This window comes from Blautia sp. MSK.20.85 (assembly GCF_013317245.1).
Taxonomy (GTDB): Bacteria; Bacillota; Clostridia; order Lachnospirales; family Lachnospiraceae; genus Blautia_A.
In genome coordinates this window covers 24860-42792 of the sequence record NZ_JAAIUN010000025.1, presented here as the reverse complement: position 1 = coordinate 42792, position 17933 = coordinate 24860, and the positions used below count along the sequence as shown (strand labels likewise).

17 protein-coding genes are annotated in these 17933 nt (G+C 43.7%); 11 read left to right on the top strand and 6 right to left on the bottom strand.

Going from position 1 to position 17933, the window contains the following annotated elements:
* Positions 1–183: 183 nt before the first annotated feature.
* The 3 genes from G5B12_RS12730 to G5B12_RS12720 all read left to right on the top strand — a co-directional run bounded on the left by G5B12_RS12730 (position 184) and on the right by G5B12_RS12720 (position 4206).
* Positions 184–2118 carry a PTS beta-glucoside transporter subunit IIBCA gene (locus tag G5B12_RS12730; protein ID WP_174088443.1) on the top strand — a complete coding sequence of 645 codons (1935 nt, stop codon included), beginning with the start codon at positions 184–186 and terminating at the stop codon, positions 2116–2118.
* Positions 2119–3546 carry a glycoside hydrolase family 32 protein gene (locus G5B12_RS12725; RefSeq protein ID WP_174088442.1) on the top strand — a complete coding sequence of 476 codons (1428 nt, stop codon included), beginning with the start codon at positions 2119–2121 and terminating at the stop codon, positions 3544–3546. It begins immediately after the preceding gene.
* A gap of 417 nt (positions 3547–3963) precedes the next feature.
* Positions 3964–4206: a GIY-YIG nuclease family protein gene (locus G5B12_RS12720; protein WP_174088441.1), complete on the top strand. Its 243-nt coding sequence runs from the start codon at positions 3964–3966 to the stop codon at positions 4204–4206.
* Positions 4207–4302: 96 nt separating this feature from the next.
* Here G5B12_RS12720 and G5B12_RS12715 read toward each other — a convergent pair whose 3' ends face one another.
* The 3 genes from G5B12_RS12715 to G5B12_RS12705 all read right to left on the bottom strand — a co-directional run bounded on the left by G5B12_RS12715 (position 4303) and on the right by G5B12_RS12705 (position 6790).
* A complete protein-coding gene (locus G5B12_RS12715) occupies positions 4303–5121 on the bottom strand; it encodes an ATP-binding protein (RefSeq protein ID WP_021978132.1) in 819 nt (272 codons plus the stop codon).
* Complete coding sequence (locus G5B12_RS12710; RefSeq protein ID WP_147344062.1) at positions 5118–5468, bottom strand: hypothetical protein; 351 nt, start codon at positions 5466–5468, stop codon at positions 5118–5120. Before G5B12_RS12710 ends, G5B12_RS12715 begins: the two co-directional genes overlap by 4 nt.
* A 617-nt stretch (positions 5469–6085) precedes the next feature.
* Complete coding sequence (locus G5B12_RS12705; protein WP_021975872.1) at positions 6086–6790, bottom strand: LytR/AlgR family response regulator transcription factor; 705 nt, start codon at positions 6788–6790, stop codon at positions 6086–6088.
* 538 nt (positions 6791–7328) lie between these two features.
* Between G5B12_RS12705 and G5B12_RS12700 the strand changes: the two genes are divergently transcribed.
* Positions 7329–8216 (top strand): hypothetical protein, encoded by an 888-nt coding sequence (locus G5B12_RS12700; protein ID WP_174088440.1) that lies wholly within the window; start codon positions 7329–7331, stop codon positions 8214–8216.
* Positions 8217–9010: 794 nt separating this feature from the next.
* A complete protein-coding gene (locus G5B12_RS12695; RefSeq protein ID WP_174088439.1) occupies positions 9011–9847 on the top strand; it encodes a hypothetical protein in 837 nt (278 codons plus the stop codon).
* Positions 9848–9907: 60 nt separating this feature from the next.
* Here G5B12_RS12695 and trhA read toward each other — a convergent pair whose 3' ends face one another.
* Positions 9908–10573: a PAQR family membrane homeostasis protein TrhA gene (gene trhA / locus G5B12_RS12690; RefSeq protein ID WP_174088438.1), complete on the bottom strand. Its 666-nt coding sequence runs from the start codon at positions 10571–10573 to the stop codon at positions 9908–9910.
* Between the two features lie 302 nt (positions 10574–10875).
* On the opposite strand from trhA, the gene ppk1 reads away from it, so the two are divergent.
* The 6 genes from ppk1 (at position 10876) to G5B12_RS12665 (ending at position 15708) form a co-directional block, all read left to right on the top strand.
* Positions 10876–12990, top strand: coding sequence for a polyphosphate kinase 1 (gene ppk1, locus G5B12_RS12685; protein WP_334297803.1), 2115 nt, complete (start codon positions 10876–10878; stop codon positions 12988–12990).
* Between the two features lie 105 nt (positions 12991–13095).
* Positions 13096–13539 carry a hypothetical protein gene (locus tag G5B12_RS12680; RefSeq protein ID WP_147343516.1) on the top strand — a complete coding sequence of 148 codons (444 nt, stop codon included), beginning with the start codon at positions 13096–13098 and terminating at the stop codon, positions 13537–13539.
* A gap of 23 nt (positions 13540–13562) precedes the next feature.
* The gene (locus G5B12_RS17830; protein WP_255493958.1) at positions 13563–13694 is read left to right on the top strand and encodes a hypothetical protein; all 132 of its coding nucleotides are present in this window, start codon (positions 13563–13565) and stop codon (positions 13692–13694) included.
* A 110-nt stretch (positions 13695–13804) separates the two neighbouring features.
* Positions 13805–14299, top strand: coding sequence for a hypothetical protein (locus tag G5B12_RS12675; protein ID WP_174088436.1), 495 nt, complete (start codon positions 13805–13807; stop codon positions 14297–14299).
* Complete coding sequence (locus tag G5B12_RS12670) at positions 14299–15036, top strand: EAL domain-containing protein (protein WP_118071754.1); 738 nt, start codon at positions 14299–14301, stop codon at positions 15034–15036. Before G5B12_RS12675 ends, G5B12_RS12670 begins: the two co-directional genes overlap by 1 nt.
* 123 nt (positions 15037–15159) lie before the next feature.
* Positions 15160–15708, top strand: coding sequence for a stage V sporulation T C-terminal domain-containing protein (locus tag G5B12_RS12665; RefSeq protein WP_021975964.1), 549 nt, complete (start codon positions 15160–15162; stop codon positions 15706–15708).
* A gap of 33 nt (positions 15709–15741) precedes the next feature.
* Here G5B12_RS12665 and G5B12_RS12660 read toward each other — a convergent pair whose 3' ends face one another.
* Positions 15742–16305: a M15 family metallopeptidase gene (locus G5B12_RS12660; protein ID WP_174088435.1), complete on the bottom strand. Its 564-nt coding sequence runs from the start codon at positions 16303–16305 to the stop codon at positions 15742–15744.
* Positions 16306–16376: 71 nt separating this feature from the next.
* Positions 16377–17837 carry a nicotinate phosphoribosyltransferase gene (locus G5B12_RS12655; RefSeq protein ID WP_174088434.1) on the bottom strand — a complete coding sequence of 487 codons (1461 nt, stop codon included), beginning with the start codon at positions 17835–17837 and terminating at the stop codon, positions 16377–16379.
* Between the last annotated feature and the right edge of the window lie 96 nt (positions 17838–17933).

Here is a 17933-nt window from a genome sequence, read left to right as displayed (position 1 = left end):
AAAAATAGAAATAAATATGGAATCAATCTCATAAAAGAAACAAAAGGATCAGAAATCATTAACTTCTGGAAAAACAGAAAGAACAGACACAGCTGATCCGAAGAAATCAGTTTTGAAAAAAAAGGGAAAGCAAAAAGAGTCTACTGCCCGCAGGAAGGACAGTAAAAGAAAAGGAGGACGGACATGGATTACAGAAAGACCGCACAGGAAATCTATGATCATGTAGGAAAGAAAGAAAACATCATTTCCGCAGCGCACTGTGCAACAAGACTTCGCCTGGTCATTGCGGATAATGACAAGGCAGACAAGGAATACGTGGAGAACATCGACGGTGTGAAGGGTGTATTCTTCGCACAGGGACAGATGCAGATCATCCTGGGAACAGGCGTTGTAAACAAGGTTTATGACGAGTTCATCCAGATCGCCGGAGTTTCCGAGAGCAGCAAGGAAGAACTGAAACAGGTGGCAGCATCCAAAGCCAATCCGGCACAGAGACTTATTAAGACACTTGGAGATATTTTTGTCCCGATCATCCCGGCTATCGTAGCCAGCGGATTCCTGATGGGAATCATGGAAGCTTTGAACTTCATGGTAAACAACGGCTTCCTGAACATCAACACCAACGGTTCCATTTATGTATTTGCACAGCTTTTCAGTAACACGGCGTACACATTCCTGCCAATCCTCATCGCTTACAGTGGTGCGAAAGTATTCGGTGCCAACCCCTACCTGGGCGCGGTTATCGGTATGATCATGATCCATCCGAATCTGCAGAATGCCTGGACCGTCGCAACAGAAGGCGTACAGGCAACACAGAAAGTATGGTTTGGACTTTACTCCATTGACATGGTTGGATATCAGGGACATGTAATCCCGGTTATCATTGCAGTATGGGTACTGGCACAGATCGAGAAGAGACTTCATAAAGTTGTACCAGCAATGTTCGACCTTTTTGTAACACCACTTGTCAGTGTTTTTGTAACTGGTTATCTTACTCTTTCCATTATCGGACCGATCTTCGTAGCTGTTGAGAACGGACTTCTGGATGGAATCCAGTGGCTCATCGCTCTGCCGTTTGGAATCGGAAGCTTTATCATGGGTGCTTTTTATGCACCGACAGTTGTTGCAGGTGTTCATCACATGTACACCATCATTGACCTTGGACAGATCGCCAAATTCGGCGTTACCTACTGGCTGCCTCTTGCATCTGCAGCCAACGTGGCACAGGGTGGTGCGGCTCTTGCCGTAGGTCTGAAATCAAAGAACCAGAAGATCAAATCCATGGCTGTTCCGTCTGCGTTAAGCGCATGTATGGGAATCACAGAGCCGGCGATCTTTGGTGTAAATCTTCGTTTTGGAAAGCCGTTTATCATGGGCTGCCTCGGCGGTGCATGTGGAGCGCTTTTTGCCTCCATTACAAATCTTGGTGCCACAGGAACAGGTGTTACCGGTATCTTTGGAATCCTGCTGTGCCTGAATAACCCGGTTGCTTATATCATAATGTTTGCCATCGCGTTCGGTGTGGCTTTTGTGCTCACCTGGATGATCGGATATAAGGACGAGGTACAGGAAACAGCTGAAAAAAATATCGAAACAGAGAAAAAAGCAGATGCTCCGGCAGAAATTGCTCAGGAGAAGCCAGCAGAGGAGAAAACATCTGAGACCGGCGCACAGACCCTCTACAGCCCGCTTGAGGGAACCGCGATCCCGCTTTCAGAAGTAAAAGATGCGACTTTTGCATCAGAAGTCCTTGGAAAAGGCATGGCAGTGATTCCGTCCAAAGGTGAGGTAAAAGCACCTTGCGACGCTACCGTTTCTACAATTTTTGACACAAAACACGCAATCGGTCTTGCAACAGAAAGCGGCCTGGAACTGCTGATCCACATCGGCGTTGACACCGTTGAGCTTGGCGGAAAATTCTACACCGCACATGTAAAAGACGGCGACGAAGTGAAAAAAGGCCAGACGCTGATCACATTTGATATGGATGCCATCAAGGCAGCAGGTTACGATGTGACCACACCGCTGATCGTAACCAATACCGATGATTATGAAGAAGTAAAAATGCTTGCAGAAGGAACCGTAAATAACAGTTCTGAAGTACTGGAGGTAAAATAAATGAGTTCTCTGACAAAAGTGCTTGCGGAGGAAGTTCGAAAAATCGAGGAAACGGCAGCAGTGGGAAGGGCAATGCAGACAAACCGTCTGACCCATCACCTGATGCCGCCCACCGGATGGCTCAACGATCCAAACGGATTATGCTGGTATAAAGGAAGATATCACGTGTTTTTCCAGTATTCTCCATTTGAGTCCAACGGTGGACTGAAATTCTGGGGACATTATTCCAGCGAAGATATGATCAGCTGGAGATATGAAGGTGTTCCGCTTCTTCCGGACAGTGTTTATGACTGTCATGGTGTATATTCCGGTTCTGCGATTGCGGAGAAGGATAAGCTTCATCTTTTCTATACAGGAAATATCAAGATGGATGGGGATTATGATTATATTAATAACGGACGGCAGTCCAGCACTCTCCACGTGGAGAGTGAGGACGGCATTCGTTTCGGAGAGAAAAAAGTTGCGATCTCCTGGGAAGATTATCCGGAGAATTATACCTGCCATATCCGCGATCCAAAGGTGTGGAAAGATGGCGAAGGGTATCATATGATCCTGGGTGGACGTCAGAAAGGTGATAAAGGCGCAGCGCTTTTTTATAGATCAGAGGATCTTAAGAACTGGAAATTTGACCACGAGCTTACCACAGAAAATACTTTCGGTTACATGTGGGAGTGCCCGGATTTCTTTTCTCTGGAAGGTCAGGAGGTGCTTTCAGTGTCTCCTCAGGGACTGACCCGTGAGGAATTCCGTTTCCAGAATATTTATCAGTCCGGATACTTTATCCTGAAGGATGGTAAGCCGGAGGAAAAATCCTTCCGGGAGTGGGATTATGGATTTGATTTTTATGCGCCGCAGACTTTTCAGGATGGAAAAGACAGACGGATCATCATCGGCTGGATGGGAATGCCGGATGCAGATGAAGAGTATGTGAATCCTACTGCAGAGAGCGAAGGCTGGCAGCATTGTCTGACGGTTCCAAGGGAAGTTACGTATAAGAACGGAATGCTTTATCAGTATCCGGTGAAAGAACTGAACGGGCTGAGAGAGAATGGGACTTCCATCAGCGGTTCCAGCGTGGAGCTTCCGGTGAACGGACCATTTGATCTGGATATCCAGGTAAAAGGTGACCAGGGCAAGGTAAGTCTTGGGGAAAATCTTTTCCTGGAGTATCAGGGCGGAGATGTGATCTTAACTCTCTCCGAAACAGCCGGTGCCGGACGTAAAGTACGTAAAGCACATGTTCCATCCGGTAAAGTTGAAAGTCTCAGGATCCTTGCGGATACTACAGCTGTGGAGATCTATGTAAATGGCGGAGAAGTGGTTTTTTCCACCAGATATTATCCGGAAACGCAGGCGCAGGCTGTGAAAGTGGAAGCAGCGGATGTTGATGGAAAGATTTATGGGCTGAAGAATTATGTGATGGAGTAGGTCTTCTGCTTCGGAATTTTATCGAATCAACAGCGAAGCAGTTATTCGGAGTAGAGCTGCGTAGCGAATGCGGATTGCGAATATCCGCTTGACTATTCACAGAAATAAAAAATAAACGTATAATAAAGCAGGTGGGAAAATCCGCAGCCGGAATCCCGACCTGCTTTATTTTTTAATATAAGTGAAATACATGAACCGTGCCGGCTGCTTGAGTATAGAAGGACGGCTGCTGAAGAAACGCCGGTGGCTGTCTTTACATAGAAAGATGCTGGTTGACGGGATATTTGCTTTACAGGATGGCAGTTATTCGGTGTAGAGCTACGTAGCGAATGCGGATTGCGAATATCCGCTTGACTGAAGATACACTGGCATATTGGCATTGTATTGCGGGAATTTTTTACAGAAGAGGAGACAAATATGAATTACACGTATATCGTGCAGTGTGCAGACGGCACACTCTACACCGGATGGACAAACTGCCTTGCCAGGCGGATGAAAGCCCATAATGAAGGCAAGGCAGGCGCCAAGTATACACGGGCCAAGAGACCGGTGAAGCTGATGTATTATGAAGGTTTTTCCACAAAGGAAGAAGCCATGAGCCGGGAATACCGGATCAAGCAGCTGACCAGGGAGAAGAAGCTGGAGTTGATGAAGTTTTGAATGGCGAGAAGCATTCCGACACTTCAAGTGACTTCAAAGGTGTGGAGCATTATGCAGCGGAACTGAAAGATAAGGATATGTATGTTCTGCTGAATCTTATTGGTATCTCAGCATAACAACTGAATCAAAGGTATCCCCATTGTCGATCCACTGACAGCTACCATCGTTTTTTGCACAGATATCTTCAATTATGGACAGACCGAATCCATGGTTGGGGATATCTTTTTTTGATGTTTTGTGGTTGAATGGTTGTGCCGGATCTTTGCTGTTTTGCATGTGGACAGTGAGAAAACCGGCGGACATTTTTGAGGTTACAGAGATAAACGGTGCTTCAGAACCGGAAGCGTTGCAGCTTTCGATTCCATTATCCAGCAGGTTAAAAAATATACTGCTCAGTTCCGAAGAGGGAATGTTGGATCTCTCTGGAAGAAGAACTTCGTAGGTAACTTTGATATTTTTCTGCATGGCAAGAAATCTTTTGTCCGCAAGGATGGCATTGATCAGGCTGTCCTGACAGATAGGGTGGAAACGTTCCTTCTGAAAATCATTGGTGATGGCGGGAAGATAGTCCTGGATCTTATCATATTCGTTTGTTTTCAGGTAATTTTGAAGTGTCTCAAGTTTCTGAATGGTAGCCTGCTGAAATGCAAGAGTCTCCTGTTTTCTGGAAACAAACAGCTGCTCCTGTTCTTTCTGTAACTGTTCCTGCTTCTGAAGAGCCTGAAACTTTGCTTCTTCCTGAGCATTTTTGAGCGATCGTCTGGCAAGAAGGTAGATCCTGCGGTAAGTGAGGAACAGAAAAAAGAGGAGCATTATCTGGCAGAACAGAGCATATTCCTGCAGCAGAGCCTCCAGGAAAAGAGATGCCTGAACACAGAAAAGTTCTATAAAAAGAATAACAAAGCCTCGTTTCATAAAGTCCTCTTTTCCGGCGGAAGTTCTGAAAGAATTGTTTTCAGATATGCATCTGCCTCATGATATTTTTTTGCGCGGATCAGATAATTCAGTGAAAAGAGATGGTTTTCCATATCGTGATTCCATTTTCGCACAGATCGATATTCCTGTTCCATATCTTTTGTATATTCCAGCTGTTTCTGAAGAAAGCTCATTTGCTGAATCAACAGTTCGTGTCTTTTTTCTCTGACAGAAATGTTGTGAAAAGCCCTGGCTATGATCAGACAGCAGAGAAGATTTAGAAACCAGTATAAAATGATCAGCCATTTTAACCAGGGAGAATTTTCCCGATATAGCAGTATTCCCATAAAAAGTGAAGACGCCTGTATGGGAAAAAGGAGCTCAGCAATGGTGGTCAGATGAATACTGTGGGAATAATTCCGGATCAGAGGAACCAGTTTTTTAATAAAAAGCAATGCAACGAAGAAATCTATGGTCGCTAAAAAAAGCGTTTCACCGGATGTATAAAGCAAATTATAACGAAATGATTTTTCATGGTGTATAAGAGTGTAGACCGACAGGGTAAACATTACAGCGATATTTTCAGAAACTGCCAGAATACATATTAGGATCAGAAATGTGGAAATCTTTTTTTTCAGAGGATCGGAAAAATAAAAAACTGTCAGGAGAAGAAGTGTCAACTGGATAAGCCAGGAACCCATACTGGGAAACCAATATTTTGACATAAAGGCAGCTGTTATGGGCAACATAAATGAGATAAAAAAACGGATATGGTTTTTTGAAAAAAAGCTCCGGGATGGCGTAAGGATACCAGTGCAAAATCGGACACAGATATAGGAATTTATGAAAGAACTCGGAAGAAGAGCGTATAAAATAAATTTCAGAAACTGTGGCATGAGAGTACCTTCTTTCTTGGAAATGTTATAGGATATCAGAGCAAAATACGAAAGTCAGTCTTTCGGAATCACAGCATCAGCAGAGAAAAAGATTTTTTAACATCTTCATAATGTGCGCGGCTGACAGGAATCTGCTGACCGGTGGTCAAAGTAATTTCTGTATGCTGGAGCCTGGAAACTGCATGAAGGTTCACAAGGAAACTTCTGTGGCAGCACACGAAAAAATCTGGAAGCTGTTGCTGGAGAATATTCAGTTTGTCCCGGACTGTATAAGTTTCAGATTTTGTATAAATAAATGTTTCACGCAGATTACGCTCCAGAAACAGGATATCATTTACCGGAATCCGGTGATGTGATTGCTTGATTTTAACGGTAAGAAAAGGTTCCTTATCTGTCTGAAGATTCTTAAGAGCAGCATCCAGTGCAGCCGGCAGATATTCGTTAAGCCGGTTTTTGTAAATGAAGTAGGTGTGCTTCGTAGAATAGACATCGGAGGCATATTCCAGATACTGACTGATAAAGATCAGCTGTGTCCGTGGATTCTCTCCGTTTATTATCTGGCCAAGTTCAATTCCGGAAACCGTTTCCTCTCCCAGAGAAATATCCAGAAAAACAATATCATAAGGACATCCCATCTCCGGCAGAGAAGTCATAAATTCCTTTCCGGAAAGGAAGGGATGCAGTTCATAAGGTACTTTCAGAATAGTTTCGATATTTTTCTTTATAATCTCCACAAAGATCTCACTGTCTTCGCAGATTGCAATTTTCAACATACGCATACTCCAGAAAATTATTCGGCTGCCCGAGACAGCCGTAGTGTCGTTATATGTCAAATATACATGAAAACAGGTGGAAAGTCCAGTGAGAGGGAAAAAGCAGCGTACACAGACAAAATGTGAAAGTATGTTATATTACACTGGTAATTGTAAAGAACAGAAATAAGAATGAAGTTATTTATTACCACTTTTGGGCTATTTATGCAGAATGGTTGAAGTAAGAAGGTTCAGGATGTTATGATTAATTAATAATAGTCAAGGAAGCACATGCTCATTTTTTAAAGAAGTATGTGCTTTTTTAGTGCAGATTTTGTCGAAATGTTTTAATTGCGTTTTCGCCCATATTGTGCTAATGTAAAGAAAAAGCATTTCATTTCTATTGATCTGTGCGGAACACTTCCGTATCTGTAATTCACCGGCCATTCGGCTTTTACAAAGAAATCTCAATGCTTAAATCACATGATCACGCAGGGAGATTTCCGGAAGCTGTTTTTACTGTAGGATTCTCCCGACTGCCCAAGAAGGAGGATACTACATGGGAGAAAGTAACATCGATGTATTAACTGCAAACCGGATGTATAAATCCCGGATCTTTGCAATGTTGTTCAGCGACAGGAATGAATTGCTGAAACTTTATAACGCAATTAACGGAACCAGTTATGATGACCCGGATCTTCTCCAGGTGAATACGCTGGAGAACGCTGTGTACATGTCCATGCAGAATGACGTTTCATTTATCATTGATATGCGGCTGAACTTGTATGAACATCAGTCAACTTACAGTCCGAATCTGCCAGTCCGGTATCTGCTGTATGTGGCGGATGTGTATTCGGATTATACGAAAGATATGAATCTTTATGGAACGAAAGCTGTGAAACTGCCGACACCGAGGTTTGTGATCTTCTACAACGGCCAGGCAGAACAGCCGGACCGGAAAGAATTGAAATTGTCGGAGCTCTTTTCAATTCCGGATGCAGACCCGTCTCTGGAACTGAAGGCAGTCATGTTAAATATCAATAAAGGTCATAACCGGAAACTGATGGAAACCTGCCGGACCCTCCAGGACTATGCGGAATATACCTTCCGTGTAAGAGAATACGCAGCGGAAATGCCACTGGATCTTGCAGTAGAGCAGGCAATCACAGAATGCATCAGCGAAGGGATACTGGCAGATTTTCTGAGAAAAAACCGAGCGGAGGCGAAGAAAGTGAGCATATATGAGTACGATGAAGAACGGCATATGAGACAGACTCGTGAGGAAGGTATGGAAGAAGGATATGCCAATGGGTTTAGTCAGGGAATTGAACAGGGAATTACGCAGACGGTAATTAATTTACTGAAGTCGGGGCTTTTAACAGACATTCAGATCAGGGAGATAACAGGACTTGATCAGGAGCAATTGGATGAATTGAAGAAGAGATGAAATAAAAATATTGTAAGACTCATCAGTTAATAATGGTGAAAGAAGCACATACTTATTTTACAATTTATTTTGTGAAGAAGTATGTGCTTTTTTATTCAAAAAATCGGTGTATACAGACAAAATGGAACAAATGTGAAAGCATATTATATTACACTGGTAATTGTAAAGGACAGAAATAAAAAAGAAGGAAGTTATTTATTACCACTTTGGGGCTATTTATGTAGAATTGTTGAAGTAAGAAGGTTCAGGATGTTATGATTTAAAAAATATATGATTATAATTCAGATATAGGAAGAGTTATTTGTTTACGGATATATTCATCACAATGACTTATATAATAACAGAGGAAAACAATGAACAGTATATATTTGATCCTGATGATCATAATTGGAGCAACAGGCATCGCACTTATTGGCAGTATATTTTTTTGCTGGATTCCGAGTGCGCATTTCAGAAAAGTTTATCATGTGGGGGTAATTCTGTGTGAGTTTTTATTTCTGAATTTTTTCATTGCCGGATCGATTTTGAGCAGGATTCACAGTGGATTAAGTATGGGAATGTTGTCAGGAGCACTGTTTGGCATTTGCATGAGTATTTTTATCAATTTGAATGAGAATGGAGGCGGATCTGATCAGCTTCAGATTATCCTTACCATTATTACAGCAGTACTTGTGTGCGGACTATCTGTACTGCGACTGAGAATAAGTACAGCATTGAATATTTTTATGGGTTCGTTCGTTATTTTGTTTTTGCTCTTTTGTATGTTTTTGCAGGGAAGAGTACAGTCAGGAATAATGCTGATAATTACGCTGATCTTAGCAATGGGACTGGCAGTCCTGGGATATCTGCAGCATTCTTATGGTTTTATGATCGTGACAGCTGTTTTGGGTGGCTTTATTGCAATGATTGGAGTTTCCAGTATAAGTGCAGATTCGAATCCGGGGTATATTATTCTGACACTTATGACAGAAGCATCTGAAACAGAAAAAATCCTGCTTCTGGCAGGAAGCGTGTTGCTGGCAGTTTGTGGGATCGTGGTTCAGATGCAGTCAGATACCTGGAGAAATCCGGAGGCGGAAACGAAGCAGATATATACACTGATCTCTTATATAAACACATTTCTGGATAATGATAATGTAAGCCTGATCGCCAGTGTACTATCCCTTATTGCGATTCCCTATTGCGGATACATGTTAAAGAATAATATGGGATATATGCTTACAGGAATTGCGTCAGCTGTTTCTGTATTTATCCTGATACAGTGGACAAGAAAACGGGAATATTTGAAAATTATGCTTTTTCAGGTTTTCTATATGGCAGGATATCTGCTGGTGGAATATGCAGTATATAATGGAATGTATGTAAAAGGACAATACCTTGCTGCATTTCTGTATCTCTGGAAATATATGGCTGCCTGGGCTGTACTGTATCTGGAATATGAGATCCTGGGAATCAGGAACCGTTTGTCAATGGTTCTTATCGCCGGATTCTTTTCCAGATATCTTGTACGGATGATCGTTACTGGAAAACCGGAGATCATGATGTTTACCGGTGATATTATATTCTGGTTTGTATCTTTTGTTCTGTATGTGATCGTCTGGTGGAATGAAGACGAAATAAGTACAAATTGAAAAATCCGATCCACAACGCAAGTGGATCGGATTTTTTGTGCCGTATGGAAATATGTGCGATCAGTGGATCCCCATCCCCGCAACAAAGAAATACATCACAACAAAGTGGCATACACTTCCCAGCATAACAAAGATATGGAATACTTCATGGGAACCAAAGTTTTTATGTTTCGCATTGAAGATCGGAAGCTTCAGTGCGTAGATCACACCGCCGATAGTGTAAATAATACCGCCTGCCAGAAGCCATCCGAAACCTGCCCGCGGCAGATTGTGGAAGATCGGTACAAAAGCCAGGACACACAGCCAGCCCATTCCAATATAGATTACGGAGGAAAGCCATTTCGGGCAGTTGATCCAGCAGCCTTTGAGGATCATGCCGATGATGGCAACAGTCCATACCAGTGCACAGAGGATGTAACCGGTGCGGCCGTGAAGGACGATCAGGCATACCGGTGTATAGCTGCCTGCGATCATCACGAAGATCATCATGTGATCCATTTTTTTCAGGCGGCGGTTCACCTTGACGGTGGAATTTACAGAATGGTAAAGAGTGCTTGCCAGATAAAGCAGGATCATGGTGAGGATAAAAACACTCACTGCAAAAACGTGAAGGATATCTGCGCTTCTGGCAGCTTTCACGATCAGCGGAGTAGCTCCGGCCACTGCGAGGAGCATGGCGATTCCATGAGTAATGGCACTTCCAGGGTCTTTTAATTTAAGTTTCATATAAAAAACACCTCCTGTATGATATTCCGCAGGAATCTGTTGTACGGATGCGGAATAGCAGTCAAATAACAATGTAGAAATTGATAAAATAACATGTAGTATTAAAAACTATATAATAAGCATACAAATACTATACCACTATTATTCGAAAATGCAAGCTTTTTTTCGCTGAAAATTTAATCGGGATTTTACAAAGTCTTGCACTGAAATAAACATTGGATAGCTATACTGGTAGCATTGCAGGCAAATTCCAGGCAGATCAGGGGAAAAGCAGATATCGCGGAACAAATGCCGGCGTTACAATAACAGAGCCTGCCGAAAAAGAAAAATATACGGTGGCACAGGAGGAGAAAATGGCAGATACAATATACATGAACAGGGAATTATCCTGGCTGAAATTTAATGAGAGAGTACTTGAGGAAGCTGAGAATCCGGAAAATCCGCTGTGTGAACGTCTCACATTTGCTTCGATCTATCAGAGCAACCTGGATGAATTTTATATGGTACGTGTGGGATCTCTTGTGGATCAGATGCTTCTTGCAAAAGATATCCGTGAAAACAAAACCAATATGACACCAAAGGAACAGTTGGATGCAATCCTTGCAAGAACCAAAAAGCTGAACCGGAAAAGAGATGTGGTCTATGAAGAGATCATGGAAAGCCTGGAAGAATATGGCGTACATATGCTGAATTTCCATAAGATCGAAAAAGAAGACCGCAATTATCTGGAACGTTATTTTGAGGCAGAAGTGGCTCCAGTTATTTCTCCGTCTATCGTCGGAAAAAGGCAGCCGTTTCCATTTCTCCGAAATAAAGAAATCTATGCAGTAGTAGTTCTGGAAACAAAAAAAGGAAAGGAAAAACTGGGTATCATTCCGTGCAGCAGTGCAGGCATCCAGCGCCTCATCCCGGTTCCCGGAAAAACAGGCACTTACATGCTGTCTGAAGAACTGATCCTTCACTTTGTTTCAAAAATCTTCAAAGGCTATCACATCAAGGCAAAATCTCTGCTCCGTATTACCAGAAATGCAGATATTGACGCAGACGCTCTTTACGATGAAGATCTGGATTACCGTGAATTTATGGTAGAGCTGATCAAGGCAAGGAAGAAACTGGCACCGATCCGTCTGGAACTGTCAAGAGAAATGGACGGAGATGTTGTTGAAACACTTTGCGAGTATCTGGAAGTGGACAAGAATTTTGTATTCCGTGGAGATATCCCGCTGGATCTTTCTTTTGTATTCCAGATCCAGGACGGCCTGAGAAAAAGAACAGAGCTTTTTTATGAAAAAAGGATTCCTCAGAAATCACCAATGTTTAACAGCCATGAACCGATCCTTGACCAGATCGCGAAAAAAGACCGTTTTCTTTCCTATCCATATGAGAGTATCAAACCGTTTCTTACAATGCTTCATGAAGCAGCCAATGATGAGGATGTCGTTTCCATCAAGATGACTCTTTACCGTGTAGCGAAACAGAGTAAGGTTGTGGAAGCTCTGATCGAAGCGGCAGAAAATGGAAAAGAAGTGTTCGTTCTGGTGGAGCTGAAGGCACGTTTTGATGAGGAAAACAATATTGGATGGTCCAGACTTCTGGAAGATGCGGGCTGTCATGTGATCTATGGTCTGGATGGTTACAAAGTACATTCCAAACTTTGCCAGATCGTGAAGAAAAAAGACGGAAATGTGGAATATTATACACAGATCGGAACTGGAAACTACAACGAAAAAACAGCCCGTCTGTATACAGACCTTTCTCTGATGACTGCTGATCCGAAGATCGGAACAGAAGCAGCAAGAGTATTTCAGGCACTGGCAATGGGAGAAACGGTTGAAGATATGGAACATCTTCTTGTGGCACCAAAATGTCTCCAGAACAAAGTACTTGCCATGATCGATGAAGAGATCGAACATGCCAAAGTTGGAGAACAGGCATATATCGGGCTGAAAATGAATTCTCTGACAGACAAGCGTATTATGAACAAACTGGTGGAAGCATCCTGCGCGGGAGTACACATTGATATGGTTGTCCGCGGTATCTGCTGTCTGATCCCGGGAGTAAAAGGTCAGACAGAAAACATCCACATTATCAGTATTGTAGGACGTTTTCTGGAGCATTCCCGTATTTACATTTTCGGAACACAGGAGAGGGCAAAGATCTATATTTCATCTGCGGACTTTATGACAAGAAATACTCTTCGCCGTGTGGAAGTTGCAGCTCCTATCGAAGACCCGGATATCCGGATGCAGATCCAGGAAATGTTCGTGACAATGCTCAGTGATAACCGCAAAGCGAGGACCATGAACAATAAGGGAAATTATAAGATCGAACCATCCGATAATGCTCCATTGAACTCCCAGGAAGTATTTCTGGAGCAGGCATATGACAACGCAGCTCCTGTTGTTATGGAGAAATAAGAAAACAGAATATAAAAAGCGGGGTTTTTCTTTGATAATATGTCTGTACTGTGATAAGATAAAAACAGTGTTCCTGCAAATGAGTGCAGGCGGAAGGGAGAATTTATGGCACACAGGAAAGTAGTGCTTTGTCTGTTAGGCGCGACTCTGGCAGCATCCCTGTTCAGTGGATGTTCCGGAAAAAAGTCGGACCCTGTTACAGTTACAGTATGGACATATTATAATGGCGATCAGCTGGATACTTTTAAAGACTTGACAGAGAAATTTAATGACACAGTTGGAAAGAAAGACGGCATCACCGTAGAAACCAAGAGTCTTGGAACCGCAGAAGATCTGGAACAAAATGTCCTTGCTGCAGCGGATGGTGAGGTAGGGGCGTCCGAAGTACCGAATATTTTTTCGGCTTACTCAGATACAGCCTATACCATGGATCAGAAGGACATGCTCGTAGACCTTTCCGGTTATCTTACAGATAAAGAAAAAAGTGAATATGTAGAAGAATATCTGAAAGAGGGAGATTTCTCGGACGACGGAAGTAAAATGTTCTGACGTCCAATCAGGAGCTGTCAGCTTTGCAGGAATATGTCAATGAGGAGGCACAGAACCTTATTGATTCCGGACAGATCCGAATTGAAGATATCGGAAATAATAAAGAATCTTATCTGCCGCTGATGGAAAATATCTGCAGCAAAACCGTCCGGTAAAGAAACTTTCTGATGAGGTAGAAGAGGCACAGAAGAATAACAGCACTTCGCTCCGCTTTTCCGACACGGGAATCCGGGAACTTGACCAGTTTGCCGGAGCAATTACGCAGATGAACCAGGACATGCTTACCATATCTACGAAATTCTTAAGGATCATGGAAATGGCAAGTGTAGAACTTGGAGGTTTTGAAGTTCGATCGGAGAATGAAAGCGTTTATGTAACAGATAACTTTTTTTCTATGCTGGGCAAAAAGGAACTGTCGGAAAAATCAATGACAGGAAAAGATTTTATGGAATTTTTGGATTCCTATAATAAAAGCTGCCATCACACGGTTAGAGGAGATGGTTCCAGAGTTTACAGTGTGATCCATAATAGCGGAGAAATACGATATGTCCGCATGGAGATCAAGACAGAACCGGATCGGCAGATCGGCCTTGTGGAGGATGTTACAAAAGTTACCAGGGAGCGTATGAATATTGAACATGAAAGGGATTATGATACGCTTACAAGACTTTACAACAGGCGGGCATTCCAGAGAGAAAGTGAAAAACTGTTCCGTGAGCATCCGGAGAAACACAACTGCGAAAGCAGTTTTTGCAGTTGATGAAGAGGGAAGATATTGCCTATTATTATCAGCCTATTGTATCGGCGGTTACAGGTAAGATCAGAGCTCTGGAAGCATTGATGCATGTAGAAATGTCAATGCTGAAATCCCCGGAAGATGTATTGCGTCTTGCAAAAGAAGAAAAATGCCTTCATGATCTGGAAAGAATCACTTTTTTCTGCGCGGCAGAAGGATATTGCAGACTTCGGGCAAATGGAAAAGTAAGAGGTGATGAGCTTCTGTTTGTAAATTCCATTGCAAGTGAGTACATGACAGATGAGGAATGCAGAGAATTCAGGCAGAGATATTTGGATATCCGGTCTCAGCTGGTTCTTGAGATCACAGAACAGGAACTTCTCAGCAAAGAAGCTCTTGAAAGAAAAACGTCAAAAGGATTTCTGGGTGCGGTCGCTCTGGATGATTATGGAAGCGGATACAACAGTGAAAAAAGTCTTCTGGCACTTTCACCGAAGTATATTAAGGTGGATATGGTGATCATCCGTGATATTGATACGGATATAGATAAACAGCAGATCGTAGCAAACATTGTGAAGTATGCACATCAGCGTGGAATGTATATTGTTGCGGAAGGCGTGGAGACAGCGGAAGAGCTTAAAAAAGTTCTTGAGCTGGAGGTAGATCTGCTTCAGGGATATTATCTTTCACGGCCGGCAGCAACGCCTGGAGCGATTAATCCGGATGCTTTGAAGATCATTGAAGAAAACAGGAAAAGATAAAAAAGAAAGTCGGGAAGAGCAGGTTTTCCCGGCTTTTTTTATACATATTTCTCCCAGTTTTTCACATAATAACCATACGGATAAAAGATAAACAGATAAAAGATACAGGAGGAATATTAGAAGATGAAAGCAACGGGAATTGTTCGTCGGATCGATGACCTGGGCAGGGTGGTGATCCCGAAAGAGATACGTAAAACGCTGCGGATCAAAGAGGGGACACCGATGGAGATCTATACAGACCGGGAAGGACAGATCATTCTGAAAAAATATTCGCCCATCGGAGAGTTGAATACTTTTGCCCGGGAATATGTGGAGGCACTGGTGCAGACTACCGGGCTGGCGGCATGTATCACAGATCGTGATCTGGTGGTGGCGGCAGCAGGAAGCGGAAGCCGGGAACTGGAAGGAAAAGAGATCAGCCGGGAACTGGACATGGTTATATCCGGGCGGGAAGGAAAGATGATCGATGGAAAAAGTCGGGATAATATATCGGTCATTTCCGGAGATATGGATTCTTACTGCGGAAAAATGATACAGCCGATCCTGTGTGCCAGTGATGCCATCGGTTCCGTGATCCTTCTTGGAAAAAATGAGAAAACGATCCTGGGGGATAAGGAACGGGTTCTTGTCCGCACAGCGGCCAGTTTTCTGGGACGGCAGATGGAGCAGTAAAGCAAGTCTGCTGTGCAGATGTAATGTTGCTGTTCAGGGTGGCGGCGAACATCTCGCGGGAAAGTTGTGGTATTCTTCCAGAGTCAGGTTGGTGATGGTAAGCCAGGAGGCCAGCGGTTTTGTCACATAGCGGATATGCCAGGGCTCATAGGGGACGCCAGTGATCTCCTCCCGGTTTTTCGGATACCGGAGAATAAAACCGTAGAGCGGAGCGTTCTTTTTCAGCCACCTGCCTTCACCGGTTTCGGAAAACTTTTCGGAGAGTTCCATATGGATGGAAGGACAGGAAACGTCCAGAGCAAGTCCGCTCTGATGCTCACTTGTTCCTGGCTTTGCCACAAAAGGGCTTCCTGTAAAAAGTTCCTGTTGCCGCCTGAAAGAGCGGTATCCGGAAACTGCCCACAGATTCAGGCCACATCGGTGGCAGGCGTGAAAAAGCTGGGAGGCGGCTCTGGCGGTCTGACATTCCAGCAGCCGTTTGGGATCACCTGGAGCTGCCTCAAATGGCAGGCCAATGTCAATGAGATGTTCCGGTACAAAGGATTCCGGCAGAGGATGCTCCCGGTTGATCAGACGGGTGTAAAAATCTCTGTGCATAAAAAACCCCCTTTCCTTATCCATAAGCTTATGAAAAGGAGAGGGGATTTATGATTGGAGATTTTTTTAAATTAGAGAGCTTTTTCACTCATTTCTTCCAGCAGGGCCTTTTTCATGTCATAAAGTGGCTGGGAAAGATCTACATATACTTTCTGCGGATTTACAAAACGTCTGGACTCATCCCACAGTGTGTTCTGCTCCTGTTTGCAATAGTCGCGGAGTTCCATGACAGATGGAGATTTGTAAACGCTCTTACCACCTTTAATTACCGGAACAAGAAGCTCACGGAGTTCGTAGGTTCCGCCCAGGACTTTGGTCTTTTTCCAGGTGTCAACCGGGTCGAAGATAACCATGGTTTCTTCCGGATCAAATTTCTCATCTGCCAGGCAGATCAGGTCTGCTTTGATCTTTCCGGTCTTCTTGCTGTAGATACGGTATACCGTCTTGTTGCCCGGGTTGGTAACTTTCTCTGTGTTTTCGGAAAGTTTGATCTTCGGCTGGAAGGTGTCACTGTCAGCGTCTTTTACAGCGGCAAGTTTGTATACGCCGCCGAATGCCGGATTGTCATCGGCTGTGATCAGTTTGGTTCCGACACCCCAGGAATTGATCTTGGCATCCTGAGCTTTCAGGCTCTCGATAAGGTATTCATCAAGATCGCTGGATGCAGAGATGGTAGCATCATCAAAACCGGCAGCAGCCAGCATCTTGTAGGCTTTTTTGGAAAGGTATGCAAGGTCACCGCTGTCGATACGGATTCCGTAGTTTTTCAGCTGGATACCCTCTTCACGCATTTCTTCGAATACACGGATTGCATTGGGAACACCGGATTTCAGGACATCGTAGGTGTCAACCAGAAGAGTGCAGGAATTCGGGTAAAGTTTCGCATAAGTCTTAAATGCGGTGTACTCGTCCGGGAAGCTCATGATCCAGGAATGTGCATGAGTTCCAAGAACCGGAACGTCAAACATCTGGCCGGTCAGCACGTTGGAAGTACCTGCACATCCGCCGATCACTGCAGCTCTGGCTCCGAAGATTCCGGCATCCGGACCCTGGGCACGGCGAAGACCGAATTCCATGATCGGATCACCCTTGGCTGCGTGGCATACGCGGGCTGCCTTGGTAGCGATGAGGCTCTGATGGTTCATGATGTTCAGGATTGCGGTTTCTACAAGCTGAGCCTCCATGATCGGTGCTATAACTTTGACCATTGGTTCTCTCGGGAAGATTACGGTTCCTTCCGGGATCGCGTAGATATCACCGGTGAACTTGAAGTTGCTTAAGTACTCAAGGAAATCTTCCTCAAAGATGCCAAGACTTCTCAGATAGGTAATGTCTTCTTCGGCGAAACGGAGATTTTCGATGTATTCGATCATCTGCTCCAGTCCGGCACAGATAGCAAAACCGCCGCCACATGGATTGTTGCGGTAGAACATATCAAAGATAACGGTCTGGTTGGTCGGGTTTTTGAAATATCCCTGCATCATGGTAAGCTCATAGAGGTCCGTGAGCAGAGTAAGGTTATTTGCTCGCATAAAGTTCTCCTTTAAGTGCCTCCGGATATTGTGACCGGAGGAAAATACACGGTAGTTTCCGTTCTTTTTTTATAAGGCTTATTATAACACAAAGGA